Raw genomic sequence first — 26,640 nt, 5'->3', positions numbered from 1 at the left:
TTTTTGTTATAATAATGTTTAGAAATTATTATTTTATTACTAGGGAGATTCAAAAACAGATGAAAGTATTGGCATTAGATACATCTAATCGGCAATTAACGGTTGCTATTTTAGATGATGATCAAATTTTAGCAACTGAAACAACTACTGTTCATCAAAAACATGCGGAATATTTATTGCCCATTATTGATGATTTAGTTAAGAAAACAGATTTAAAACCAACTGATTTACAAAGAGTTGTGGTTGCTAACGGTCCAGGTTCATATACTGGAATTCGTATTGCCACGGCTACTGCAAAAACATTAGCCTACACATTGGGAATTGATTTAGTTTGTGTATCTAGCTTACAAACATTAGCACTAAACGTTAAAGAAGAAGGTAGCTTAGTTATGCCTATCTTTGATGCTAGAAATAATAATGTTTTTACAGGATTATATAAAATAAAAGACGGCCTACCAGTTGCTGTATTAAACGATTGTCACTCCGATTTTGATAAATGGATGGACAAGATTTCATATTCCAATGAACATGTCTATGCAGTTGGTAGTGACGCTCGTAATTTTACAGATGCTTTAAAGAAAAAGTTTGGTGAACATTTATCATTTGTGGATAGTTTTGACAATTTACCTCAAGCTGCACGTTTGGGATTGTATGGAGAAACTTTAACACCAGTGAAAAATATTCACACGGTGGTACCTAATTATCTACGTTTAACCAAAGCTGAAGCAGACTGGAAAGCAAAACATCCCGGGGAAGAAGATACTTCATATGTTGAAAAAGTTAATTAATTGGTACCAGAGTAAATTTATAAATACTAAAAATTTATTAAAAAAAGAACATTTAAATATCAAAAATCATATCGTCAATATTAATGGCGATAAATTTTATTTAGCTAAAGCTATGGTGACTGATATACCAGAAATGGTGGAAGTAGAAAAATCAGTTTACGATGGTAAAGCACCTTGGAATCGTGAGGCATTTATACCTGAATTACAGCCTCGTTTAGATCGTTTTTATTTATTATTAAGACAACAAGATAAATTAGTAGCTTTCATTGGTAGTTCTTTAAATGATAGATTGAGTGACTGTCATATATCTAATGTGGCAGTGCATCCTGATTTTCAAGATCGTGGACTAGGATATTTCTTAGTTGCCAAGATTATAAAAAAGGCTCGTCAATTACGATATAAGACAGTTTCTTTAGAAGTAAGAGTTAGCAATGTAAAAGCCCAACGATTATATTCAGATTTAGGATTTAAAGAAGTGGGAATAAAGAAAAATTATTACGATGGTGATCATGAAGATGCTGTCGATATGGTATTGGATTTAGATTTATATGAAACCATTCCCAACAATTTTGGAATTTAGAAGAAATGAGGTCTTTTTGTGCAACCACATATAGTTATGTCATTTGAATCTAGTTGTGATGAAACTAGTGTTGCCATTATTGAAGATGGTAAGAAAATATTATCAAATATTGTTGCCACACAAATTAAAAGTCATCAAAGATTTGGTGGAGTTGTGCCAGAAGTAGCAAGTCGTCACCATATTGAAGAAGTTACTATCTGTATCGATGATGCTATGAGAGAAGCAAATGTAACTTATGATGATATCGATGCAATTGCGGTAACTTATGGTCCTGGATTGGTAGGAGCATTATTAATTGGTGTTACAGCAGCTAAAACTGTTGCTTGGGCACATAATATTCCATTAATTCCGGTAAACCATATAGCAGGACATATTCTTGCCAGTCGTTATGTAACTAAAATCGAATATCCAGCATTGGCATTGGTTGTATCTGGTGGACATACCGAATTAGTCTTAATGCCTGAAGAAGGGGAATTTAAGATTATTGGTGAAACTAGAGACGATGCTGCCGGTGAAGCTTATGATAAAGTAGGACGTGTGTTAGGAATTAATTATCCAGCAGGTCCAAAAGTAGACCAAATGGCTGCACAAGGTAAAGATACATTTGATTTTCCACGTGCCATGGAAAAAGAAGATAATTTCGACTTTAGTTTTAGTGGTTTAAAGAGTGCCTTTTTAAACACTACTCATCATGCTGATCAAATTCATGAAGAATTAAACAAAGATGATTTAGCTGCTAGTTTCCAAAGTGCGGTAGTAGATGTTTTAGTAGATAAAACTAAGAAAGCTCTACAAGAGTATCCAGTTAAACAATTAATTTTAGCTGGAGGAGTTGCTGCTAACCACGGACTTCGTGAAGCTTTAGGTAAAGCTATTGATGATGTAGATGGTACTGAACTAGTTAAAGTTCCATTGAAACTTTGTGGTGACAACGCAGCTATGATAGGTGCTGCTGGTTACGTATTAGCTAAAAAGAATGTCTTTGCTGGAGTAGATTTAAATGCTGACCCTAGCTTAGATTTCGATTTATTAGATGAATAAAATAAAAAGCGTAAGTTGATTGATTCAACTTACGCTTTTTTTAATCTTCCAGTTTTAACATGGCATCTTCCCATTGATCTTCGGTATCGTTTATTTGTTTTTCTACGTCATCTAATTGATTTTGTAGGTCATTTAATTTATCGATATCATTAAGATTCTCTGGTTTTACCATGTCATTTTCTATATCTTGTTTTTGGGTTTGATAATTTTCTAAATCTTTTTCTAAACTATCAATTTCACGTTTTATTTTTCTTTCACGTTTTTGTTCTTCTTTATTAGCAATAAATTGTTTTTGATTATCTGACTTAGGAGTAACGGAAGAATTAGAAGTGCCTTGTGATTCGGCTAATTGTTCTTGTTTGTGTTGAGCAATAGCTTGTTGTTCGTCTTTTTTCTCTACATAGTAATTGTAATTTCCTAAGTAAAGTTCACTTCCGTTAGGTGATAATTCCACAATTTCAGTAGCCAATTTATTAATAAAGTAACGATCGTGAGAAACAAATAAAATAGTGCCATCAAAATTGGTTAAGGCATTTTCTAAAACCTCTCTACTATCGATATCAAGGTGGTTGGTAGGTTCATCTAATATTAAAAAGTTATCGTGATTCATAGATAATTTAGTTAATACTAAACGTGCTTTTTCACCACCAGATAAATTGCCTACTGTTTTTTCTACGTCGTTTCCAGAAAATAGGAAACTCCCTAGAATAGAACGAATTTTTTGTTCCGGATAAGTAGGATAGTCGTCCCAAATTTCATTTAGAACTGATTTAGAGGGATGTAAATTATTTTGATGTTGATCATAGTATCCAATTTGTACACCCGTACCTAAATTAATTTCACCTTTAATTAATGGTAATTTTTTCACAATAGTTTTTAAAAGGGTAGTTTTACCAATACCATTAGGACCAATTAAGGCAACAGCATGATTACGATTTACGTCTATATTAATATTTTTTGATAAAGCAGTTTGATTGTAACCAATAGCAGCATCACGGACATTTAATACAACATTTCCACTTTGACGTTCAGGTGAAAAAGAAAGTCTTGCGGATTTATCGTCTCGAGAAGGTGGATTAATTCGTTGCATTTTCTCCAACTGTTTGCGTCTAGCTTGAGCACGCTTTGTGGTGGAAGCTCTGACAATGTTTTTATCCACGAAATCTTGCATTTCTTTTATTTGTTTTTGTTGCTTTTCATATTCCTTTAGTTGATGTTGATAATTCAAACGCTTCTTTTCAACGTATTCAGAATAATTACCTAAATAATGTGTCATTTGTCCTTGGCTTAAATCGTATACTTCATCCACAATCTTATCCATAAAGAAACGATCGTGAGAAACAATTAGCAAGGCGCCATGATAACTTTTTAGATAATCTTCTAACCAACTAATAGTTTTAACATCAATATGGTTAGTAGGTTCGTCTAAGATTAATAAATCACGTTTTTCTAGTAAAAGTTTAGCCATAGCTAATTGGGTTTGTTGACCACCAGATAGTTCTGAAATTTTGTGATCATAAGTATCTTCGCCAAATCCAAAACCATTTAATACGGCCTTTATTTCTGCTTGATATCCAAAACCATTCATAGCAGTAAATTGAGCTTGTAATTGATCATAAGTTTTAGAAACTTCATTTAACTTATCAGGATTAGAATTGATGTTAACATCCGCCATCAGTTCTTCATAGTGATGGATTTTTGCTTCTAACTTGATAACTTTTTCAAATACAGACTCCATTTCTTCAATTATGGTTTTATTGGATTTAAGTCCGGTATTTTGTGCTAGGTAGCCGATAGTTAAACCTTTTTTAGTAGAAACACTACCTTCATCGATGCTTTCTTCGCCCATAATCATTTTCACTAGGGTGGATTTACCAGCTCCATTGCGTCCAACTAGGGCAATTTTACTATTTTCAGATACTTGTAAATCGACGCTTGTGAAAAGATCTTCGCCACCAAATCGTTTAGTTAATTTGTTAGCTTGTAAAATAATCAAAATCTCACCTCCATTAGAATTGCTGAAATATAAGTGATAGTAACTATTTTAGCATAAAAGGGGACTAGGTTTAAATTGATAAATATATTTAATGTTCATAATACTTATTTCACAAACTTTATTTTTGTGATAAAATATGAAGACGTTACATAAAGAACAGAGGGAGGAAAAGTTTTGGATATTAAAATTCCTAGAGCAACTGCTAAGCGATTACCTATGTACTATCGTTACCTTAGTGGTATGCATGATGCTAAGGTTAAGAGAATTTCATCCAGTACATTTGCAGATGCGGTGCAAGTTGATTCTGCAACTATTAGAAGAGACTTGTCATACTTTGGAGCCTTAGGAAAACGTGGTTATGGTTATGATGTTGATAACCTATTAGATTTCTTTAAAAAGATACTTAATCAAGATCATTTAACCAATGTTGCTTTGGTCGGTTTAGGAAATCTAGGACAAGCCTTACTTCGTTTTAATTTTCACAAAGATAGTAATGTTCGCATTTCAGCAGCATTTGATATTCACGATGATATGATTAATACAGTGCAAAGTGGTGTACCAGTATACGATGTGCATGATTTGCAACAACAATTGAAAGAACAACAAATTCAAGTCGTTATTTTTACTGTTCCTGCTACAGTAGTACAAGAACTTTGTGATAAGGCAGTAAAGGGTGGCGCTAAAGGAATTATGAACTTTACTTCCAAACGATTATCCGTTCCTCAAAATGTCAGAGTGCAAAACGTAGACTTAACTAATGAATTACAAACCTTAATATACTTCATTGAACATTATGAAGGCTAACAATAATAGATGATAAGCGATTTACTTATCATCTTTTTTTATTTAACGAGCTAAATTAATTGCATTATTTTCCAAATAATAATATATTATAAATAGTCAGTTAGCACTCAACTAGAAAGAGTGCTAATTTAAACATAATAAAAATTAAATGATTAAGTCATGGAGGCTGGTTAAAATGTTAAAACCATTAGGTGATCGAGTAATTGTGGAAACACAAGAAGATAAAGAAGAAACTGTTGGAGGAATTGTTTTAGCCAATAATGCAAAAGAAAAGCCTCAAACTGGAAAAGTTGTGGCTGTTGGTGCTGGCCGCGTTTTAGACAACGGACAAAAGGTTGCTCCATCTGTAAAACAAGGAGATTCAGTAATGTTTGATAAGTATTCTGGTACTAAAGTGGAATATGATGGTGCTGATTACTTAGTTTTACATGAAAAAGATATTTTAGCTATTGTTGAATAAAAATTTTTAATTATTAAATGAGGTGAATAATTATGGCAAAAGAAGTAAAGTTTGCTGAAGATGCAAGACGTTCAATGTTAAGAGGTGTGGATAAGCTAGCTAACACTGTTAAAACTACTTTAGGTCCTAAGGGTCGTAACGTAGTTCTAGAAGAATCAGCTGGTAATCCTAATATTACTAATGATGGTGTTACAATTGCTAAGTCAATTGAATTACCAAATCATTTTGAAAACATGGGTGCTAAGTTAGTTTCAGAAGTTGCTTCTAAGACTGATGACATTGCTGGTGACGGTACTACTACTGCAACTGTTTTAACTCAAGCAATTGTAAATGAAGGTATGAAGAACGTTACTGCCGGTGCTAACCCAGTTGGTGTTCGTAGAGGTATTGAAAAGGCTACTGAAGTTGCTGTAGAAAAGCTACACAACATGTCACATGAAATTAAGAACAAGAATGATATTGCACAAATTGCTTCTATTTCAGCTGCTAACCCAGAAGTCGGTGAACTAATTGCTGATGCGATGGAAAAAGTTGGTAATGACGGTGTAATTACTGTTGAAGATTCACGTGGTGTAAATACTACTATGGATGTTGTAGAAGGTATGCAATTTGATCGTGGTTACATGTCACAATACATGGTAACTGACAGTGATAAGATGGAAGCTAACTTGGATAATCCATACATCTTAGTTACTGATAAGAAGATTAACAATATTCAAGAAATCTTACCATTATTACAATCTGTTGTTGAACAAGGTAGATCACTATTAATCATTGCTGATGATATTGGTGGTGAAGCACTTCCAACATTAGTATTGAACAAGATGCGTGGTACCTTTAACGTAGTTGCTGTTAAAGCTCCTGGTTTTGGTGACCGTCGTAAGGCTCAATTACAAGATATCGCCGTATTAACTGGTGCTACAGTAATCACTGACGAATTAGGTTTGAACTTAAAGGATGTAACTATTGATCAATTAGGTCAAGCTAACAAGATTAACGTTACTAAGGATGACACTACAATTGTCCAAGGTGCTGGTGATAAAGACAAGTTAGCACAACGTGTTGCTGAAATTAAGAACCGTTTAGCAACTACTACATCAGACTTTGATAAAGAAAAGTTAAGAGAAAGATTAGCTAAATTAGCTGGTGGAGTTGCCGTAATTCGTGTTGGTGCTGCTACTGAAACTGAATTAAAAGAACGTAAGTACAGAATTGAAGATGCTTTAAACTCAACTAGAGCCGCTGTTGAAGAAGGATTCGTTCCAGGTGGTGGAACTGCATTCATTAACATCTTAAATGATATTGCTGGAATTTCTGCTGAAGGTGACGAAAAGACCGGTGTTAATATCGTATTAAGAGCACTAGAAGCTCCTGTAAGACAAATTGCTCACAATGCTGGGGTAGATGGCTCCGTTGTTGTTGAACATTTGAAGGGTAAGGATAAAGGCATTGGTTACAATGCAGCTACTGGTAAGTATGAAGATATGATTAAGGCCGGAGTTGTTGACCCAACTAAGGTATCTAGATCAGCATTACAAAATGCTGCTTCAGTTTCAGCATTGTTATTAACTACTGAAGCTGTGGTTGCTGATAAGCCAGAAAATAATGACAAACCAGCTAACCCAGGCATGAACCCAATGATGTAATAAAAAATTAGATAATAATAAAACCCTTGAAGTTAAATTAACTTTAAGGGTTTTATTATTTACATAGTTTATATAAATGGCTTATTAGGGATTTGTCTTGTTTTTAATGCTTTAGATTTGTATAATTTATTACAGAGAACTCAATGAAAGGAAAACGATCATGCTAAAATTCGAAATTATCGTTTGCCTATTTGCAACTATGATTATATCTGCTGTTCTAACGCCATTTATTAGAAAATTAGCTTTTAGATGTGGAGCAATTGATAGTCCAAATAAGCGAAGGATGAATAAAGTTCCTATGCCTACTTTAGGAGGATTGGCGATTTTTGCAGCTTATACAGTTGCTACAATGTTTTTACTACGAAAACAAATGCCTACTCAACAACTATATGGGATGTTTATAGGACAAGTAATTATTATAATAACAGGTATAACTGATGATATTTTAGTACTTAAACCTCGTCAAAAAGTATTTGGCATTAGTTTAGCATCATTAGCTGTTTACTTTTTAGGTAATGTTCAAATGAGTAACTTATCAATACCTTTTATAGGAATGGTTAATTTAGGTTGGCTAAGCTTACCAGTTACATGGATATGGATTTTAGCAATTACTAACGCAGTTAACTTAATTGATGGATTAGATGGTTTAGCTACAGGAGTTTCCATTATTGCATTAACGACTATGGGAATTACTGGAATGTTCTTCTTAAATGTGGGGAATATATATGTATCCATTATGATTTTTGCTTTAGTGGCTGCATGTATGGGCTTTTTACCATATAATTTCTTTCCTGCAAGAATTTATTTAGGAGACACAGGTTCATTATTTATTGGTTTTATGATTTCTATGTTCTCTTTAAGTGGATTGAAAAATGCGACATTCATTACAGTTATTATCCCAGTTATTATTTTGGGAGTTCCTATAACTGATACTATTTATGCTATTTTACGTCGTATGCTTAATAAAGAACCTATCATGCATGCGGATAAAAGACATTTACATCACCGCCTAATGCAAATTGGTTTAACACATAGACAAACCGTATTGGTGATTTATGGAATTGCATTAATATTCTCATTTATTTCATTACTATATCCAATTTCTACTATTTGGGGTTCAATCCTATTAACGATTGCGACATTAATTGGACTTGAACTTTTTGTTGAATCTATTGGACTTGCAGGAAAAGGGCGTCAGCCATTATTGAATGCAATTAAAAAAGTAGTAAAAGAAAATACAAGTAAAAGTAATCATTAAAAAAAGATTGACCTAACAAGGTCAATCTTTTTTTAGTTTTGGTATGGATTAAAATCGATTTCAAAATATTTTTCTTCACCATCTTGAAAGGCGACACGATCGTTTAATAACTCAATGATAGAAGCTTTAAAATCTTCTACTTTTGGATTATCGATAGAAACAATTACAGCTACTTTATCGGTATATTGTGTATCGATAATATTGATGTGGTTTTCATTTAAATGATAGTTTAATTGATCAAATAATTTGTAGTCTACAGTAATGGTAATTTCAGTTTGTAGAATTTCTTTTACCACACCTACATGTTCAATGGCTTTAGTAGTGGCATTACTGTATGCACGAATTAAACCACCAGCACCTAATTTAATTCCACCAAAATATCTAGTTACTACTGCGGCAGTATTATGAATTCCAATACTTTTGATGGCTTCTAAAATAGGAACTCCCGCGGTACCAGAAGGTTCACCATTATCACTAGCTCGTTGGATGTCATCATTAGCTCCAATTACGTATGCATGGCAATTATGAGTAGCTTTTTTATGTTCTTCTTTAACTTTGTTGACAAAGTTTACAGCTTCTTCTTCGTTACTTACGCGAGCAATATAACAAATGAATTGTGATTTTTTTATATCAATCTCATTGGTTCCACTATTTTTAATAGTTAAATAATCAGATTTCAATTTTTTCACCTTCCTTATGTATTTTAGCTTATTTTTTACGTATTTATTAGTGGTGGTGTTTTTATGATAGAAAATATTTCTGAATTGTATGGAAGACATATCGATGAAAAACTAGTGAGTGATTCACTGGTTCAAAGATCAACGGTTCAAAAATACACTCCCATTAAAATTGAACACAACCATATCTATTGTAAACGATGTGGACAAATAACTAAATATATAGACGCTAAAATGCCTAATGATAATTATTACTGTCCAATATGTATAAATTTAGGCAGAATTACGCTAAACAGTCCTTTGTGTTATGTGAAGGAACCTAATGATTTTAACATAAAAAATCCAGTACTGACTTGGCACGGAAAATTAACTAAGGAACAAGATGCCTGTTCCAAAGACATTATTAAAGTTTTTAATTCTAGTGAAAAACATTTGCTATGGGCAGTTACTGGAGCGGGGAAGACGGAGATGTTATTTTTCGGAATCGAGGATGCATTAAAACAACAAAAAAGAATATGTATAGCATCTCCACGTGTAGATGTATGCGTCGAACTCTATCCAAGAATTAAAGAAGCATTTGCAAATACTTCCATGATTTTATTACACGGCAGAAGTGAGGTTAAATACCAATATTGTCAATTAACAATATGCACCACACATCAGTTATTACGATTTTATAAAGCTTTTGACGTATTAATTATTGATGAGGTCGATTCATTTCCTTTTGTGGATAATGCAGCATTATATTTTGCAGCCAATAATGCTGTTAAAGAACAGGGCGCGACTTTGTATTTAACGGCAACTCCTTCAGAAGAGTTAATGAAACAAATTAAAAGAAAAAAGATAGGAGTAAGTTACTTGCCTATACGCTTTCATCGACACTTGTTGCCTCAAATTAAGAATCGACATGTAAAAGAATGGCGAGGTCAGCTAACTAAAAATAAATTACCAGCGTCATTAATTAGAAACATTAAAGATAAAATAAATAAGCAACAGCGCTTTTTATTATTTGTTCCTCGTGTTGCTGATTTAAAGCCAGTCTCTGAAATTTTATCTAAAACATTTGATAATTCATTATGGAGAACAGTGCATTCTAGTGATGAAAAAAGAATGGAAAAAGTAAGCCAAATGAGAAATGAAGAACTTTTGTTTTTAATTACCACCACCATATTAGAACGAGGAGTTACTTTTCCGGGAATTGATGTTTTGATTTTAGGAGCAGATGATGACGTTTTTTCAGCTTCTTCACTAGTACAGATAGCTGGTAGAGTGGGGCGAAAAAAAGATCGTCCGTATGGGGATGTTAGTTTTTACAGTAGTGTTCATACTAATAATATAAAGAAGGCAATTAAACAAATAAAATATATGAATAGATTGGCGAAAAAACTGAAATGAATAAGCAGTGCTTATGGTGTGAACAAGAAATTGACTATGATATTACCCTAAAATTTTTACTGCTTGGGACCTCGCTGGAAAGTAAAACATTATGTAGAAATTGTGATGAAAAATTTCAGAGAATCAATACGGAAAAGGCATGTTTAAATTGTGGTAGGCAGTTAAATGATAAGAAAATTTGCTTAGATTGTGAAAAATGGCAGAAGTATCATCAAAGTAATTTTAAAAATAAGGCACTATATAAATATAATGATGAGATGAAAGAATTTATCAATAGATATAAATTTACTGGTGATTATCGCTTGAGAAGAATTTTTCAAAAAGATTTTGAAAGAGAACTTAGTAAAACGGATAAATTAGTGGTACCTATTCCCGTAAGTTCAAAAACAATGCAAGATAGGGGCTTTAACCAGGTGACCGGTTTAATAGAAAATATAAAGTATTGGGATGTTTTAGCTGTTAATTTAAATCAAAAGACACAACAATCACATAAAAATCGTTGGCAAAGAATTAAATCTGATCAGATATTTATCATTAAATCGAGTATGAGAGATGAAATAAAAAATAAAAACATTATAATTGTAGATGATATTTATACTACTGGCACCACTATTAGAAAAGCAGCTAAAATTTTATTGGATAATGGGGCTCAGTCAGTAGAAGGTTTAACGCTTTGTCATGCCTGATAAAGTTTTAGTTAATGTATTTTTAAAAACATAAAATAAATGTTAAAATGAAATAGTATATTTTAAACTAATTAGATTATAAAAAAGAACGATTCTCGGAAGGAAAATTATTAATGGCTAACATTCTAAAAAAATGGGTTGAAAGTGATAAGCACGAAGTCAAAAGACTTAGCAAGTTAGCTGATAAAGTAGAAGCTTATGCTGACGAATATAGACAACTAAGTGATGACGAACTTAAAGCTAAAACACCCGAATTTAAACAACGTTATCAAGATGGTGAAACACTTGATGATTTATTACCAGAAGCGTTTGCGGTAGCTAGAGAAGGTGCTACTCGTGTATTAGGATTAACTCCATTCCATGTACAAATTATGGGTGGTATTGTTCTACATGAAGGTAATATTTCTGAAATGAAAACTGGTGAAGGTAAAACCTTAACCGCTACTATGCCTGTATATTTAAACGCCCTAGCAGGTAAGGGAGTACACGTTATTACTGTTAACGAATACTTATCTCAACGTGATGCTACTCAAATGGGTGAATTATACAATTGGTTAGGCTTAACTGTAGGTGTTAACTTAACTGAATTGGGTTCAGAACAAAAACGTGAAGCATACAATGCTGATATCACTTACTCTACTAATAGTGAAATCGGTTTTGATTACTTACGTGACAACATGGTAGTTTACAAAGAAGACATGGTTCAAAGACCATTGAACTTTGCTATTGTCGATGAAGTGGATTCTATCTTAATTGATGAAGCTAGAACTCCATTAATCATTTCTGGACAAGCTAAAGGTTCTTCTGAACTATACATGCAAGCTGACCAATTTGCTAAGACATTGAAAGAAAAAGAAGATTTCAAGATTGATTTGGAATCTAAGACAGTATCATTAAATGATCAAGGAATTAGAAAAGCTGAAAAGTATTTCAATTTAAAGAACTTATATGATACTGATAACACAGCTCTAACTCACCACTTGGATGAAGCACTTAGAGCTAACTTTATTATGATTAAAGATAAGGATTATGTGGTTTCTAACAACGAAGTTCTTATCGTTGATTCATTTACTGGTCGTATTATGGAAGGACGTCGTTTCTCTGATGGATTGCACCAAGCTATCGAAGCTAAGGAAGGTGTACCTATTCAAGAAGAAAGTAAGACTATGGCTAATATTACTTACCAAAACTTATTTAGAATGTACAGTAAGTTAGCTGGTATGACTGGTACTGCCAAGACTGAAGCTGATGAATTTAGAGAAATTTATAACATGGATGTTATTTCCATTCCTACTAATAAACCGGTAGCCAGAGTGGATGAACCTGATTTGCTATACCCAACTCTAAAATCTAAGTTCGATGCGGTAGTAGAAAAGATTAAGGAATTACACAGTAAGGGACAACCAATTTTAATTGGTACTGTTGCTGTTGAAACTTCTGAATACATTTCTCATCGTCTTGATGAAGAAGGTATTAAGCATGAAGTATTGAATGCTAAGAACCATGCTAAAGAAGCTCAAATTATTGCTAACGCCGGACAAAAGGGAGCAGTTACTATTGCTACTAACATGGCCGGTCGTGGTACTGACATCAAACTTGGACCGGGCGTAGTTGAAGTAGGTGGATTAGCTGTTATTGGTACTGAAAGACACGAATCCAGACGTATTGATAACCAACTTCGTGGACGTTCAGGTCGTCAAGGTGATCCAGGTCTTTCACAATTCTACCTATCACTTGAAGATGACTTAATGCGTCGTTTCGGTTCTGAAAAGATTAAGAACTTCCTAGAAAGAATGAAGGTAGATGGCGACTCAGCTGTAATTAAGAGTCGTTTAATTACTAAACAAGTTGAATCAGCTCAAAAACGTGTTGAAGGTAACAACTACGATTCTAGAAAACAAGTTCTTCAATATGATGATGTTATGAGACAACAACGTGATGTTATCTATGGTGAAAGATACAAAGTCATTGATGAAGATAAGACCCTAGATTGGGTATTGAAGCCAATGATTAAGCGTACTATTAACCGTATTGTTAACTTGCATACACAAGGTGATAGTAAAGACTGGGATTTAAGCACTATTTTAGACTTTGCAATTAGTGCACTAGTTAGTCCTGATAAGATTAGTTTGGATGATTTAAAAGATAAATCAGCCGACAGAATTAAGAAGTTCTTAATGGAACTAGCTGAAAAAGTTTACGATGATAAGAAGAGTGAACTATATGACCCAGAACAAATGTTGGAATTCGAAAAAGTAGTTATTTTACGTGTTGTGGATTCTCACTGGACTGACCATATTGATGAAATGGATCAATTAAGACAATCCATTGGTTTAAGAGGTTATGGTCAATTAAATCCATTAGTTGAATACCAACGTGAAGGTTATCAAATGTTTGAAGAAATGATTTCAGATATTGATTACGATACTACAAGATTGTTCATGAAAGCTGAAATCAGACAAAACATCGAAAGATAATAAAAAAGCGAAGATGGACAGTAGTTCAACTTCGTTTTTTTAGTAAGGAGATAGATTTATGGAATTATCAGATGCTAAGAACGAAATAAGTCAAATTCAAAAAGCTATAAATGGCTTTAGGGGGTCTCTTTGACTTAGATTCGCTACAAGAAAATATAGAGATTAATGAAGCGAAAATGGCACAACCTGGTTTTTGGGATGATCCCGAAAAGGCACAAAAATTCATAGATGATAATAATCGTTTAAAGAAGAAATACGATAATTTTAATGAATTAAATAACGAAGTAGATGACTTGGAAGTTAATTTAGAATTATTAGAAGAAGACAACGATGAATCTATGATGGAAGAATTTGAACAAAATCTTTCTGAAACTAAGAAACACTTGGCAAAATATCGTTTAGGGATGTTATTAAACGGTAAATATGATGCTAATAATGCAATCTTAGAAATTCACCCCGGTGCAGGTGGTACTGAATCCCACGATTGGGGCATGATGCTATTTAGAATGTATACTCGTTGGGCTGAACAAAATGGATTTAAAATTGAAACTTTAAACTATCAAGTAGGTGAAGTTGCCGGAATTGATACTGCTACTGTTTTGATAAGTGGTGAAAATGCCTATGGATATCTAAAATCTGAAAAGGGTGTTCACAGATTAGTTAGAATTTCTCCATTTGATTCTGCAGGACGTCGTCATACTTCATTTGCGTCAGTTGATGTTATGCCAGAATTAGATGATTCTGTTGAAGTAGATATTAATCCAGCTGATTTAAGAGTAGATGTATTTAGAGCTAGTGGTGCTGGTGGACAACATGTTAACAAGACCTCTTCAGCGGTTAGAATTACCCATGAACCTACTGGTATTGTAGTATCCAGTCAAGCTCAACGTTCACAATTGCAAAACCGTGAAACTGCGATGAATATGTTAAAATCTAAATTGTATGAATTAGAAGAAGAAAAGAAAGAACAACAAAAGGCTCAATTAGAAGGTGAACAAAAGGAAATTGGATGGGGATCACAAATTAGATCTTACGTTTTCCATCCATACTCCATGGTTAAAGATCATCGTACTAATTACGAAACAGCCAAAGTTCAAGATGTTATGGATGGAGATTTGAATCCATTTATTAACGCTTATCTTCAATGGAAACTAAGCAAGAATAACCCAGATTAATTAGGAGCATGTATATGAAAGATTTGTGGACAATTTTAGTAATATTTATTCAACCAGTTTTATGGTGGGGAGTAATAAGAACTTATTTGAACTACCGTAAACGTATTAAACAAGAAAGAAAAAATTATAATACTTCTATCTATTCTAATAATTTTGAAATGAAACATTTTTGGACTAGTTTGGTAGTATTTGGAATTATTGGAAGTATTTTAACTTCTTTAATGGGTATTTATTTAGCAATTCCATGGATTGTTATTTATGAAATTTTAATATTCATTAATCTATTAATTATTCCAGGACAATTTATGGCTGTATTGGATTTTGCAGTTGCAACTGGGCTTACTTTTTTGGTAGACCAAATGGGATGGTTATCACAATTTGATTTAAGTGATTCTCAACAAGTCATTCCTAGCTATCAAAATGTTTTAGCTTTATTAACAGTTATAGTATTATTGTTAGGATTTTATATAAAACACTACTTTGGAAAACATAACTCTCCTAGAATTTTTACTAATCAAAGAGGAACTAAAGTAGCTGGATATTTAAATAAAGGATTTTCTATAATTCCTCTTTTAGTGTTAATTCCTAGTAATCAAATTCACGAAGTAATAAACTTTTGGCCAGTGTTCTCTGTAGGAACTCATTCATTTACTTTAATGATTTTGCCAGTGCTATTTGGAATTAGAATGACAGTATTTAAGACCATGCCTAATGACTTATTCCATAAATTAGGTAATAAGATTTTATGGGTTGCTGTATTGGGAATTGCATTAACAGCAGTTAGTTATTGGTTCCCTGAAATCAGTATTTATGCTATCTTAGTTCTAACCATTTTATATTTAGCTGTAGTATTACGTGTTAAGATGCAAGATCATAATAGTGATAATTGGTTTGACCAAGCAGTTAATGGTCTTAGAGTTATTGCTATTCGTCCACAAACACCTGCTGATAAAATGGGTATTAAAATTGGTGACTTAATTGTAGAAGTTAATAATGAAGCCGTTCATAGTGAGGATGAATTTTATAAAGCATTATTAGATTCTCCTACTTTCTGCAGATTAAAAGTCATTAACCGTAATGGAAGAATTAAAATTGTAGAAACAGCTATTTACAGCGATGCTCCTACAGAAATGGGTGTAGAAGTTTTCGAAGTAGAATAACTAATAGATGAGGTGAAGTTAATGAAAAAGATTTATCGTTCACGTGATGATCGTATTTTAACCGGATTAATTGGTGGAATTGCTGAACATTTCAATATCAATTCACAAATTTTAAGAATTGCTTTTGTAATTTTATGTATTGTTTTTGGACATATAATAGGTGGAATATTACTTTATGCTATTTGCTTATTATTTATTCAATCAGCACCAATAAATCATGATTTTTATAATTCAGATACAACTTCAACTAGAAAAAATTTGAAAAATGTAGATGAATTTGAACATAAATAAGGAGTTAAAACTATGGGATTTATAGGTAGAATAATAATTAACTCATTGTTATTTATAGCTATTGTGGGATTCTTTCAAGAAAGTTTCTATGTAGCAAGTGTTGGAACTGCTGTACTAGCAGCAATTGTTCTAGCATTATTAAATACTTTGATTAAACCCTTTTTGGTATTATTAACTTTGCCACTAAATATTCTTACATTAGGAGTATTTAGTATTGTGTTAAATGGCTTTATGTTAGAACTAACTTCTTGGGTAATTGGTAATAATTTTCAGTTTTCCTCATTCGGAATGGCAATGTTAGTTGCGCTAATCATGTCAGTATGCAACGTAATATTATCAGATTTCTGAGAATTGTATTAATTTTTCACTAGTATCATGGTAGAATTAAGTATGTATAAACTGGAGGAAAAATTATGGCTTATAATGTGACCGTTGCTGATTTGGTAGAAAATACTCACTTAGATATTTTCTATGGAAAAGAGTATTTAGATCGCCCAATCACAACAAGTGATATCTCACGTCCAGGGTTGGAATTGACTGGATATTTTAATTACTATCCATCAAAACGAATCCAACTACTAGGAATCACTGAAACTTCCTATGCAAAGGGAATGGATAGTGATGAACTATTTGATGTGATGAAAAGAATGTGTTTGCCCGAAACACCTGCATTTGTTATTTCTACTCAATTAGATCCGCCTGACGAATTAATTAGAGCAGCTAAAAATCAACATATTCCAGTTTTGGGTTCTAAACTAACTACTTCTCGAGTACTAAGTAATATGACTAACTACTTGGAAGGTAAGTTAGCTGAACGTAAATCTATCCATGGTGTTTTAATTGACGTCTATGGATTAGGAGTATTGATGACTGGTGATTCCGGAATTGGTAAAAGTGAAACTGCTTTGGAATTGGTTAAACGTGGACATCGTTTAATTGCTGATGACAGAGTAGAAGTTTATCAACAAGATGAACAAACATTAATTGGTCAATCACCTATGATTTTGAGACATTTATTAGAAATTCGTGGGATTGGTATTATTGATGTTATGAATCTATTTGGTGCTGGAGCAGTGCGCTCACAAACCAAAGTTGATTTAATTGTTCATTTGGAAAATTGGTCAGATGATACACCTTATGATCGTCTAGGAAATGGGGATGAAACTCGTCGTATATTCGATGTGGATGTACAAAGAATTAGTATTCCTGTTAAGACTGGTCGTAATTTAGCTATCATTATTGAAGCTGCGGCTATGAATTACCGTGCCAAAAAGATGGGTTATGATGCTACCAAAGTATTTGATAACAATTTAAATAACCTTATTAAAGAAAATTCTGGTGATAATAAACATTAATATTGCCGAGGGAGTGTTAAGATTTTGTCTTTACTAGCGTTAAACCCAATCGCTTTTAATTTAGGGCCTATTCAAGTTCATTGGTATGGAATTTTTATTGCCAGTGCTGTATTAATTGCGGTTTACTTATCAGTTAAAGAGGGACGTCATTTAGGAATCGAACCTGACAATATATACGATATGATTTTATGGGCGTTGCCAGTTGCCATTATTTGTGCACGTATTTATTATGTTGCATTTCAATGGCCATACTATAGTCAACACATGGATGAAATCGTGAAGATATGGGACGGCGGTATTGCTATCTATGGCGCTTTAATTGGCGCTGCAGTTGTAGTATTCTTATACTGTAGAAGCAAGCTTATTTCTGTTTGGGCAATGTTAGATGTTATTGCACCCACAGTAATAATGGGCCAAGGAATTGGTCGATGGGGAAACTTTATGAATCAAGAAGCTTTTGGAAACATTACCAGCTTGTCATTTTTAAAGAGTCTTCATTTACCAGGATTTATTATTCATCAAATGTTTATTGAAGGATTCTACCGTCAACCTACGTTTTTGTATGAATCCTTATGGGATTTACTAGGATTTGTTTTATTAATGAATTTACGTCATATAAATCATTTCTTTAAGCGTGGAGAAGTAGTGCTTTCATATATTATTTGGTATTCTTTCGGTCGTTTTTTTGTTGAAGGAATGCGTACCGATAGCTTAATGCTATATGGTGGAATTCGTGTTTCTCAATTATTATCAATAATTTTATTTGTCGGAGCTATTATTTTAATTTGGTATCGTCGTAAACATTATGGTAAGTTGCCATTTTATCTAGACGGTAGTCAAATTCTATAATTTAAGGAGTTCACATTATGGTAGAAAAAATTGCAGTTCTTGGTGCTGGATCATGGGGCAGTATGTTAGCTAACGTTTTAGTAGAAAACGGTAATGAAGTACGCCTATGGTCATACAAAAAATCACAAGTAGAAGAACTAAACAATCAACACACTAATGAAAAATACATTAAGAATTTTACATATCCTAAGGAATTAGTTGCTTATGATGATATGAAGGAAGCCATTCGCGGTGTTGATGACATTTTGTTTGTTGTACCTGCACAAGTCACAAGAGAAACTGCCAAGAAGGTTAACAATATTCTAAAAGAATTGGATATGAAGGTTAACATTATTCATGGTAGTAAAGGAATTGAACAAAAGACATATAAACGTATGTCAGAAGTTCTTTCTGAAGAAATTGATGATCAATATTGTAAATCAATTTCAGTGATTTCAGGTCCTAGTCAAGCAGAATCAGTTGCTAAGCATGACATTACATTAGTAACTACAGCATCAGAAAACATTAAAGATGCTGAACATGTTCAATCACTATTCATTAATGATTACTTTAGAGTTTATACAAATGACGATATTATCGGAGTAGAAATTGGAGCTGCTTTGAAGAATATCATCGCTATTGGAGCCGGAGCATTATATGGCTTAGGCTATGGAGATAATGCTAAAGCTGCCTTAATGACTCGTGGCTTAGCTGAAATCTCAAGATTAGGTACCTCTTTTGGAGCTAATCCTTTAACCTTTACTGGATTATCTGGTTTCGGAGACGTTATAGTTACCGCTACAAGTAGTGATTCACGTAACTGGCGTGCCGGATACCAATTAGGTAAAGGTGAAACATTAGATGAAATTGTTGAAAACATGGGAATGGTAATTGAAGGTATCGCTACTGCAGAAGCTGCTTATGAATTATCTAAGCAACGCGGTATTGATATGCCAATTACTACAGCAATTTACAAAGTATTGCATAAAGAAATTACTATCGACGATGCAATTTATCAATTAATGCACCGTAAAGGTAGAGCAGAATTAGATTAAAGTAAAAAAAGAAACATTAGGAGTATATACAATGAAGAAAATTAGAAAAGCAATTATCCCTGCAGCTGGATTAGGAACTAGATTTTTACCAGAAACTAAAGCTATGCCTAAAGAAATGCTACCAGTTGTGGATAAACCAGCAATTCAATTAATCGTTGAAGAAGCTATGAAGTCTGGAATTACAGATATTCTAATCATTATTGGTAAAGGTAAGAGAGCTATTGAAGACCATTTTGATTCTAATACAGAATTGGAATTAAACTTGGAAAGAAAAGGCAAAGACAAGATGTTAGAAGCTGTTAAGAAGACTAATGGTTTAAACATTTACTTCAAGCGTCAAGAACATCCTAAGGGTCTTGGTGACGCCGTTCTTACTGCTAAGAGTTTCGTAGGTAACGATCCATTTGTTATCATGCTAGGTGACGATTTAATGCAAGCAGAAACTCCATTAACTAAACAATTGATTGATAGTTATGAAAAGACTAATTCATCAACATTAGCAGTTATGAGAGTTCCTCATGAAGACACTTCTAAGTATGGTGTTATTAACCCTGCTAAGAAGGTTAGTGATGGATTATATGATGTAACTAGCTTTGTTGAAAAGCCAAATCCAGAAGACGCTCCAAGTGATTTAGCTATCATTGGTCGTTACTTATTAACACCTGATATTTTTGAAGTATTGGAACACACTAAACCTGGTAAGGGTAACGAAGTTCAATTAACTGATGCTATTGATACTCTAAACAAGAGCGGTAAAGTTTACGCACATGAATTTAAAGGTTCACGTTACGACACTGGTAACAAGTTTGGTTGGCTACAAACTAATATCGAATTTGGTCTACAACACCCAGAAGTTGCTGATCAATTGAAGTCATACATCAAAGACTTAGCTAATAAGTTGGACTAAGATTTAGTTGTGTGCTAAATAATGGACAAATTTAATTAATAATAGTAAAGTATCCTTATTAATTAAAGAGAGGGGAGCTCAATTATGGAAAAATATGATGTAATTGTTATTGGTGCGGGCCCTGGTGGAATGACCGCTGCACTTTATGCTTCTCGTGCAAACCTATCTGTTTTAATGATTGACCGTGGTATTTACGGTGGTCAAATGAACAACACAGCTGAAATTGAGAACTATCCTGGATTTAAATCTATCTTAGGTCCTGATTTGGCTAAGAAAATGTACGAAAGCTCAACTAATTTCGGTGCTAAGTATGCATATGGTACTGTTGAATCAGTTGAAGATAAAGGCAATACAAAAATTGTAAAAACTGATCAAGACAGTTATGAAACTAGTTCTGTAATTATTGGAACTGGTTCTCAATACAGAAAGCTAGGAGTTCCTGGTGAAGAAGAATACAGTGGAAAAGGTGTTTCTTACTGTGCTGTCTGTGATGGTGCTTTCTTTAAGAACCGTGAAGTAGTAGTTGTCGGTGGTGGAGATTCAGCAATTTCAGAAGCATTATACCTTGCTGGAATTGTTGCTAAAGTAACTGTAATTCACCGTCGTGATCAATTACGTGCACAAAAGGTTCTACAAGATCGTGCATTTGCTAACGATAAGATTGATTTTGTTTGGAACACTAATGTTACTGAAATCATGGGTGATAACATGAAAGTAACAGGTGTTAAGACAGTTAATAATGAAACTAACGAAGAAAAGACTATTGATGCAAATGGTGTCTTCGTATATGTTGGTAATAATCCTGTTACTGATGTATTCAGTAATTTAAACATTACCGATGAAAAAGGCTGGATTAAGACTAACGACCGTATGGAAACTTCAGTAAAAGGAATTTTTGCTATTGGTGACGTACGTGTTAAAGAATTAAGACAAGTATCTACTGCCGTTGGTGATGGTGGTATTGCTGGTCAAAATGCCTTTGAATATGTTTCATCATTAAAATAATAAAATAAAAGACTGGTAATTAATTTACCAGTCTTTTTTTGTATAAAAAGAGATAAGTAGTTTATTTTTAGAAAGTTTGTTCGTGTGGTAAAATACATTTACAAGTATGAAAAGAGAACAGACAGAAGAAAAACAAAGGAGGACTTTGTTTGGAAATAGAACGCGAGAATAATAATAAATTTGACTTAGTGTCTAACTACAAACCAACTGGAGACCAACCTGAAGCTATTAGTAGATTAACTAAAGGAGTAGAGGATGGTCAAAAGAGCCAAATTCTATTGGGTGCTACCGGTACCGGTAAAACCTTTACTATCTCTAACGTAATAAAAAATGTAAATAAACCCACTTTGATTTTGTCACACAACAAAACGTTGGCAGGACAATTGTATGGTGAATTTAAACAATTCTTCCCTAATAATGCTGTGGAATACTTTGTTAGTTATTATGACTACTACCAACCAGAAGCTTATGTACCTTCTAGTGATACTTATATTGAAAAGGATTCCTCAATAAATGATGAAATTGATAAATTACGACATGCTGCAACTAATGCATTACTAACTAGAAATGATGTAATTATTGTTGCATCTGTATCATCTATTTTTGGTTTAGGTAGTCCTAAAGAATACTACAAACATACTATTCCATTAAGTGTAGGACAACAAATCGAACGAGATGATTTATTAAGAAAATTAGTGGATATTCAATTTGATCGTAACGACATTGATTTTCAACGTGGTCGTTTTAGAGTTCATGGGGATGTGGTGGATATTTTCCCTGCATCTGGTGATGAACACGCTTTTCGAGTTGAATTCTTCGGTGATGAAATTGATTCTATTAAAGAAATCGATACATTAACTGGTGAATTTATAGGTAGAAAAGATAATATAGTTATTTTCCCTGCGACCCACTTTTTAACTGATGAACAAAACATGAATAATGCTTTGCGTAAAATTAAAAAAGAAATGCAAGAACAAGTGGCTAAATTTGAAAGTGAAGGAAAATTACTTGAAGCACAAAGATTAAAGCAAAGAACTACTTATGATATAGAAATGTTAGCTGAAATGGGTTATACCAACGGTATCGAAAATTATTCTAGATATATGGATAACCGTAAAAAGGGTGAAGCTCCTTATACATTACTAGATTTCTTCCCTGATGATTATTTATTAGTTGTGGATGAATCTCACCAAACTTTGCCACAAATAGGTGGTATGTATCATGGGGATAAAGCTAGAAAAGAACAATTAATTAAATACGGCTTTAGATTACCTAGTGCTTTGGATAATCGTCCTTTGAAGATGCCTGAATTTAAGCAAAGAGTAAACCAAGCAATCTACATGTCAGCAACTCCTGGTCCTCGTGAACTAGAAGAAACTGACCCTAAGAATGTGGTACAACAAATTATTCGTCCAACTGGACTATTAGATCCTACTGTAGAGGTTAGACCAATAATGGGACAAATGGATGATTTAGTTGGTGAAATTAATAAACGTATTGAAGCTAATGAAAGAACTTTTGTTACTACTTTGACCAAGAAAATGGCTGAAGATTTAACCGATTACTTAAAAGATTTAGGAATTAAGGTTGCTTATTTACATTCAGACATTAAGACCTTGGAAAGAACTAAAATTTTACGTGAATTACGTTTAGGAAAATATGATGTACTAGTAGGTATTAATCTATTAAGAGAAGGTATTGATGTTCCTGAAGTTTCATTAGTAGCAATTTTAGATGCTGATAAGGAAGGTTTCTTACGTAATGAACGTTCATTAATTCAAACTATCGGTAGAGCTGCTAGAAACGAACATGGTGCAGTTATTATGTATGCTGATTACACCACTGAATCTATGCAAAAAGCTATTGATGAAACTGCTAGAAGAAGAAAAATTCAAATTCAATACAATAAAGATCATGGAATTACTCCACATACTATTAAGAAGCCAATTCGTGATTTGATTAGCTATGATAACAAGGATGACAATGATAATAATGAAGATCATTCATTTGTTGAATCTGATTTCCAAAAGCTATCTAAGAAGGATCAAAAACGTATGTTGGAAACTCTAACCAAAGAGATGAAACATGCAGCTGCCAAATTAGATTTCGAAAAAGCGGCATCGCTTCGTGATACAGTAATGGAATTAAAGAGTGAAATGTAAAAGAGGGAGGCTTCCTTTTGAAAAACGACAAAATTGTTATAAAGGGTGCACGAGCACATAATTTAAAAAATGTGAATGTTTCTATTCCTAAAAATAAATTAACTGTAATGACTGGTTTGTCAGGATCTGGAAAAAGTTCTTTAGCATTCGATACTTTGTATGCAGAAGGACAAAGACGTTATGTAGAAAGTTTATCTTCATATGCCAGACAATTTTTAGGACAAATGGATAAACCTGATGTAGATTCTATTGAAGGATTAAGTCCGGCAATTGCTATTGATCAAAAGACTACTTCCAAGAATCCACGTTCTACCGTAGGAACGGTTACAGAAATAAATGATTACTTTAGATTGCTATGGGCTAGAGTAGGGACACCAATCTGTCCTAATGATGGAACCAAGATTACTAGACAATCTATTGACCAAATGATTGACGAAGTTATGCAATTACCAGAAAGAACTAAGTTACAAATTTTGTCACCCATAGTTAGAGACAAACGTGGCCAACAAAAGAAAGTTATTGAAAAAATTAAACGTGAAGGTTTTGTACGTTACCGTGTAGATGGTGAAGTACATGAAGTAGAAGATGACGTAGAGTTGGAAAAAAACAAGCGTCATAATATTGATATTGTGGTGGATAGAATCATCGTTAAAGATGGAATTAATTCACGACTATCTGATTCATTAGAAACTGCTTTACGTTTAAGTGGAGGATATGCAGTAGCTGATTTAATGGGTCATGGAGATAATCTTATCTTCTCTGAACATTATGCTTGTCCACTTTGTGGATTTACAGTTAGTGAACTAGAACCTAGATTGTTCTCATTTAATTCACCTATTGGTGCATGTCCTGAATGTGATGGATTAGGAGTTAAGTTAGAAGTCGATGAAAGTTTAGTAGTTCCAGATAAAAACAAGACACTAAACGAAGGTGCCATTGAACCATGGAATCCTATCAGTTCAAAATTTTATCCTAGCTTATTAGAACAAGCTTGTGCAGCATTTGGAGTGGATATGGATACTCCTTTTAAGAAGTTGCCTAAGAAGCAAAGAGACCTAGTATTATATGGATCTAATGGAAAAGAATTTCATTTCCATTTCAATAGTAGTTTTGGTGGTGTTCGTGATACTGATGCTCCATTTGAAGGGGTTATGAATAACGTTGATCGTCGCTACCGTGAAACTAATAGTGATTTTACTAGGGGACAAATGCGTAAATTCATGACTGAATTAACTTGTCAAACCTGTCATGGTTACCGTTTAAATCCTGAAGCAATTAGTGTAAAAATTGACGGATTAAATATTAGCCAAGCTGCTGATTTAGACGTGATGAAAGAATTAGATTTCTTTAAGCAACTTCATTTTGGTAAAAAAGATTCAGTAATAGCCAAACCAATCTTAAAAGAAATCATAGATCGTCTTACTTTCTTAAAGAACGTGGGATTAGATTACTTAACTTTATCTAGATCTGCTGGAACTTTATCTGGTGGTGAATCTCAAAGAATTCGTTTAGCTACTCAAATTGGATCTAATTTATCAGGTGTATTGTATGTATTGGATGAACCATCTATTGGATTACACCAACGTGATAATGACCGTTTGATTTCATCATTAAAATCTATGCGTGATTTAGGAAACACCTTAGTTGTAGTAGAACATGGTGAAGATACTATGCGCTCCGCAGATTACATTGTAGATATTGGTCCAGGAGCTGGAGCTAATGGTGGAAAGATAATGGCAGTGGGTACACCTAAAGAAATTGAAGAAAACGATAATTCATTAACTGGACAATATTTATCTGGTAAGAAATTTATTCCAGTTCCTTTGAAACGTCGTAAAGGTAATGGAAAGAAAATTAAAGTTACCGGTGCGCAAGAAAACAACTTGAAAAATATTACTGCAGAAATTCCTTTAGGTGAATTTAACGTAGTTACTGGTGTTTCAGGTTCTGGTAAATCTACATTAATCAACCGTATTATGAAGCGTGCATTGGCACAAAAGATGAATAATAATTCTCAAAAGCCAGGTAAGTACAAATCTATTTCTGGTTATAAAAATATTGGTAAGTTAATTAATATTGATCAAAGCCCTATAGGAAGAACTCCACGTAGTAATCCTGCTACTTATACAGGTGTTTTTGATGATATTAGAAACTTATTTACTGAAACTAATGAAGCTAAATTACGTGGATACAAGAAAGGCAGATTTAGTTTTAATGTAAAAGGTGGAAGATGTGAAACTTGTCATGGGGATGGAATTCTAAAAATTGAAATGAATTTCTTACCTGATGTTTATGTACCTTGTGAAGTATGTCATGGAACTCGTTATAATGCGGAAACATTGGAAGTTGAATACAAAGGTAAGAACATTGCTGAAGTATTAGATATGACAGTTGATCAAGCACTTGATTTCTTCTCAGCAATTCCTAAAATCACTAGAAAGCTAAAAACTATTGATGAAGTAGGATTGGGATATGTGAAATTAGGACAATCAGCTACTACTTTATCTGGTGGTGAAGCACAACGTATGAAATTGGCTGCTGAATTGTATAAGAAATCAGCCGGAAATAATTTATATATTTTAGATGAACCTACTATCGGATTACACACTGATGACATTAAACGTTTATTAGTGGTATTGCATGAATTAGTAGATCAAGGTAATACTGTGGTAATTATTGAACATAATTTGGATGTAATTAAAACCGCTGATCATATCATTGATTTAGGACCCGAAGGAGGAGACGGTGGTGGTGAAATTATTGCTACCGGAACCCCTGAAGAAGTGGTTAAGGAAAAGAAGAGTTATACGGGTCAATATTTAGCAGAAGTATTAAAACGAGATACTGAAAGAACTATAAAAGCTAATAAAAATAAGTAATAAAAGAGGCGCTGT

23 protein-coding genes are annotated in these 26,640 nt (G+C 33.3%); 21 read left to right on the top strand and 2 right to left on the bottom strand.

Going from position 1 to position 26,640, the window contains the following annotated elements:
- The first annotated feature begins 59 nt into the window (after positions 1 to 59).
- From tsaB to tsaD, 3 genes are read left to right on the top strand one after another with little or no spacing between them, the layout of a single operon-like run.
- The gene (gene tsaB, locus D7I45_RS05065) at positions 60 to 788 is read left to right on the top strand and encodes a tRNA (adenosine(37)-N6)-threonylcarbamoyltransferase complex dimerization subunit type 1 TsaB (protein WP_120784646.1); all 729 of its coding nucleotides are present in this window, start codon (positions 60 to 62) and stop codon (positions 786 to 788) included.
- Entirely contained in the window at positions 769 to 1,368 is a 600-nt protein-coding gene (rimI, locus tag D7I45_RS05060; protein ID WP_120784645.1) for a ribosomal protein S18-alanine N-acetyltransferase, read from the top strand. The genes tsaB and rimI overlap by 20 nt, the downstream gene beginning before the upstream one ends.
- A 36-nt stretch (positions 1,369 to 1,404) precedes the next feature.
- Positions 1,405 to 2,409, top strand: a complete 1,005-nt coding sequence (gene tsaD, locus D7I45_RS05055) for a tRNA (adenosine(37)-N6)-threonylcarbamoyltransferase complex transferase subunit TsaD (RefSeq protein ID WP_120784892.1) — start codon at positions 1,405 to 1,407, stop codon at positions 2,407 to 2,409.
- A 40-nt stretch (positions 2,410 to 2,449) separates the two neighbouring features.
- On the opposite strand, the gene D7I45_RS05050 is transcribed toward tsaD, so the two are convergent.
- Positions 2,450 to 4,405, bottom strand: coding sequence for an ABC-F family ATP-binding cassette domain-containing protein (locus D7I45_RS05050; protein ID WP_120784644.1), 1,956 nt, complete (start codon positions 4,403 to 4,405; stop codon positions 2,450 to 2,452).
- A 174-nt stretch (positions 4,406 to 4,579) separates the two neighbouring features.
- On the opposite strand from D7I45_RS05050, the gene D7I45_RS05045 reads away from it, so the two are divergent.
- From D7I45_RS05045 to D7I45_RS05030, 4 genes are all read left to right on the top strand, one after another.
- Positions 4,580 to 5,209: a redox-sensing transcriptional repressor Rex gene (locus D7I45_RS05045; RefSeq protein WP_277949247.1), complete on the top strand. Its 630-nt coding sequence runs from the start codon at positions 4,580 to 4,582 to the stop codon at positions 5,207 to 5,209.
- Positions 5,210 to 5,384: 175 nt separating this feature from the next.
- Positions 5,385 to 5,669, top strand: coding sequence for a co-chaperone GroES (gene groES / locus D7I45_RS05040; protein ID WP_120784643.1), 285 nt, complete (start codon positions 5,385 to 5,387; stop codon positions 5,667 to 5,669).
- A gap of 32 nt (positions 5,670 to 5,701) precedes the next feature.
- Complete coding sequence (gene groL / locus D7I45_RS05035; RefSeq protein WP_120784642.1) at positions 5,702 to 7,315, top strand: chaperonin GroEL; 1,614 nt, start codon at positions 5,702 to 5,704, stop codon at positions 7,313 to 7,315.
- Between the two features lie 160 nt (positions 7,316 to 7,475).
- Positions 7,476 to 8,573: a glycosyltransferase family 4 protein gene (locus tag D7I45_RS05030; RefSeq protein WP_120784641.1), complete on the top strand. Its 1,098-nt coding sequence runs from the start codon at positions 7,476 to 7,478 to the stop codon at positions 8,571 to 8,573.
- A gap of 32 nt (positions 8,574 to 8,605) precedes the next feature.
- Here D7I45_RS05030 and D7I45_RS05025 read toward each other — a convergent pair whose 3' ends face one another.
- The gene (locus D7I45_RS05025) at positions 8,606 to 9,253 is read right to left on the bottom strand and encodes a YigZ family protein (protein WP_120784640.1); all 648 of its coding nucleotides are present in this window, start codon (positions 9,251 to 9,253) and stop codon (positions 8,606 to 8,608) included.
- 63 nt (positions 9,254 to 9,316) lie between these two features.
- On the opposite strand from D7I45_RS05025, the gene D7I45_RS05020 reads away from it, so the two are divergent.
- From D7I45_RS05020 to uvrA, 14 genes are all read left to right on the top strand, one after another.
- Entirely contained in the window at positions 9,317 to 10,645 is a 1,329-nt protein-coding gene (locus D7I45_RS05020) for an ATP-dependent helicase ComFA (protein ID WP_120784639.1), read from the top strand.
- Positions 10,642 to 11,331: a ComF family protein gene (locus D7I45_RS05015; RefSeq protein WP_120784638.1), complete on the top strand. Its 690-nt coding sequence runs from the start codon at positions 10,642 to 10,644 to the stop codon at positions 11,329 to 11,331. The genes D7I45_RS05020 and D7I45_RS05015 overlap by 4 nt, the downstream gene beginning before the upstream one ends.
- Before the next feature lie 113 nt (positions 11,332 to 11,444).
- A complete protein-coding gene (secA, locus tag D7I45_RS05010) occupies positions 11,445 to 13,808 on the top strand; it encodes a preprotein translocase subunit SecA (RefSeq protein ID WP_120784637.1) in 2,364 nt (787 codons plus the stop codon).
- A 58-nt stretch (positions 13,809 to 13,866) separates the two neighbouring features.
- Positions 13,867 to 14,983, top strand: a protein-coding gene (gene prfB / locus D7I45_RS05005) for a peptide chain release factor 2 (RefSeq protein ID WP_120784636.1) whose coding sequence is annotated in 2 segments (ribosomal slippage) — positions 13,867 to 13,938 and positions 13,940 to 14,983 — 1,116 coding nt in all. Because the reading frame shifts where the segments join, the coding sequence is not laid out codon by codon here.
- 14 nt (positions 14,984 to 14,997) lie between these two features.
- Entirely contained in the window at positions 14,998 to 16,143 is a 1,146-nt protein-coding gene (locus tag D7I45_RS05000) for a PDZ domain-containing protein (protein WP_162924101.1), read from the top strand.
- A gap of 21 nt (positions 16,144 to 16,164) precedes the next feature.
- A complete protein-coding gene (locus D7I45_RS04995; RefSeq protein WP_120784634.1) occupies positions 16,165 to 16,434 on the top strand; it encodes a PspC domain-containing protein in 270 nt (89 codons plus the stop codon).
- Between the two features lie 12 nt (positions 16,435 to 16,446).
- Entirely contained in the window at positions 16,447 to 16,782 is a 336-nt protein-coding gene (locus D7I45_RS04990; RefSeq protein ID WP_120784633.1) for a phage holin family protein, read from the top strand.
- A 65-nt stretch (positions 16,783 to 16,847) separates the two neighbouring features.
- Positions 16,848 to 17,789: an HPr(Ser) kinase/phosphatase gene (hprK, locus tag D7I45_RS04985; protein ID WP_120784632.1), complete on the top strand. Its 942-nt coding sequence runs from the start codon at positions 16,848 to 16,850 to the stop codon at positions 17,787 to 17,789.
- Between the two features lie 21 nt (positions 17,790 to 17,810).
- Positions 17,811 to 18,638: a prolipoprotein diacylglyceryl transferase gene (gene lgt, locus D7I45_RS04980; protein WP_120784631.1), complete on the top strand. Its 828-nt coding sequence runs from the start codon at positions 17,811 to 17,813 to the stop codon at positions 18,636 to 18,638.
- A gap of 17 nt (positions 18,639 to 18,655) precedes the next feature.
- Positions 18,656 to 19,672, top strand: a complete 1,017-nt coding sequence (locus D7I45_RS04975) for an NAD(P)H-dependent glycerol-3-phosphate dehydrogenase (protein WP_120784630.1) — start codon at positions 18,656 to 18,658, stop codon at positions 19,670 to 19,672.
- A gap of 31 nt (positions 19,673 to 19,703) precedes the next feature.
- Positions 19,704 to 20,579, top strand: coding sequence for a UTP--glucose-1-phosphate uridylyltransferase GalU (gene galU / locus D7I45_RS04970; protein ID WP_120784629.1), 876 nt, complete (start codon positions 19,704 to 19,706; stop codon positions 20,577 to 20,579).
- Between the two features lie 81 nt (positions 20,580 to 20,660).
- Positions 20,661 to 21,584 (top strand): thioredoxin-disulfide reductase, encoded by a 924-nt coding sequence (gene trxB / locus D7I45_RS04965; protein WP_120784628.1) that lies wholly within the window; start codon positions 20,661 to 20,663, stop codon positions 21,582 to 21,584.
- 155 nt (positions 21,585 to 21,739) lie between these two features.
- The gene (gene uvrB / locus D7I45_RS04960; RefSeq protein ID WP_120784890.1) at positions 21,740 to 23,746 is read left to right on the top strand and encodes an excinuclease ABC subunit UvrB; all 2,007 of its coding nucleotides are present in this window, start codon (positions 21,740 to 21,742) and stop codon (positions 23,744 to 23,746) included.
- 17 nt (positions 23,747 to 23,763) lie between these two features.
- Entirely contained in the window at positions 23,764 to 26,625 is a 2,862-nt protein-coding gene (uvrA, locus tag D7I45_RS04955; RefSeq protein ID WP_120784627.1) for an excinuclease ABC subunit UvrA, read from the top strand.
- The last annotated feature ends 15 nt before the right edge of the window (positions 26,626 to 26,640 follow it).

The sequence above is a fragment of the Apilactobacillus bombintestini genome (assembly GCF_003627035.1).
Taxonomy (GTDB): domain Bacteria; phylum Bacillota; class Bacilli; order Lactobacillales; family Lactobacillaceae; genus Apilactobacillus; species Apilactobacillus bombintestini.
Note: the sequence above shows the minus strand (reverse complement) of the source record. Positions and strands in the feature narration are given on the sequence as shown.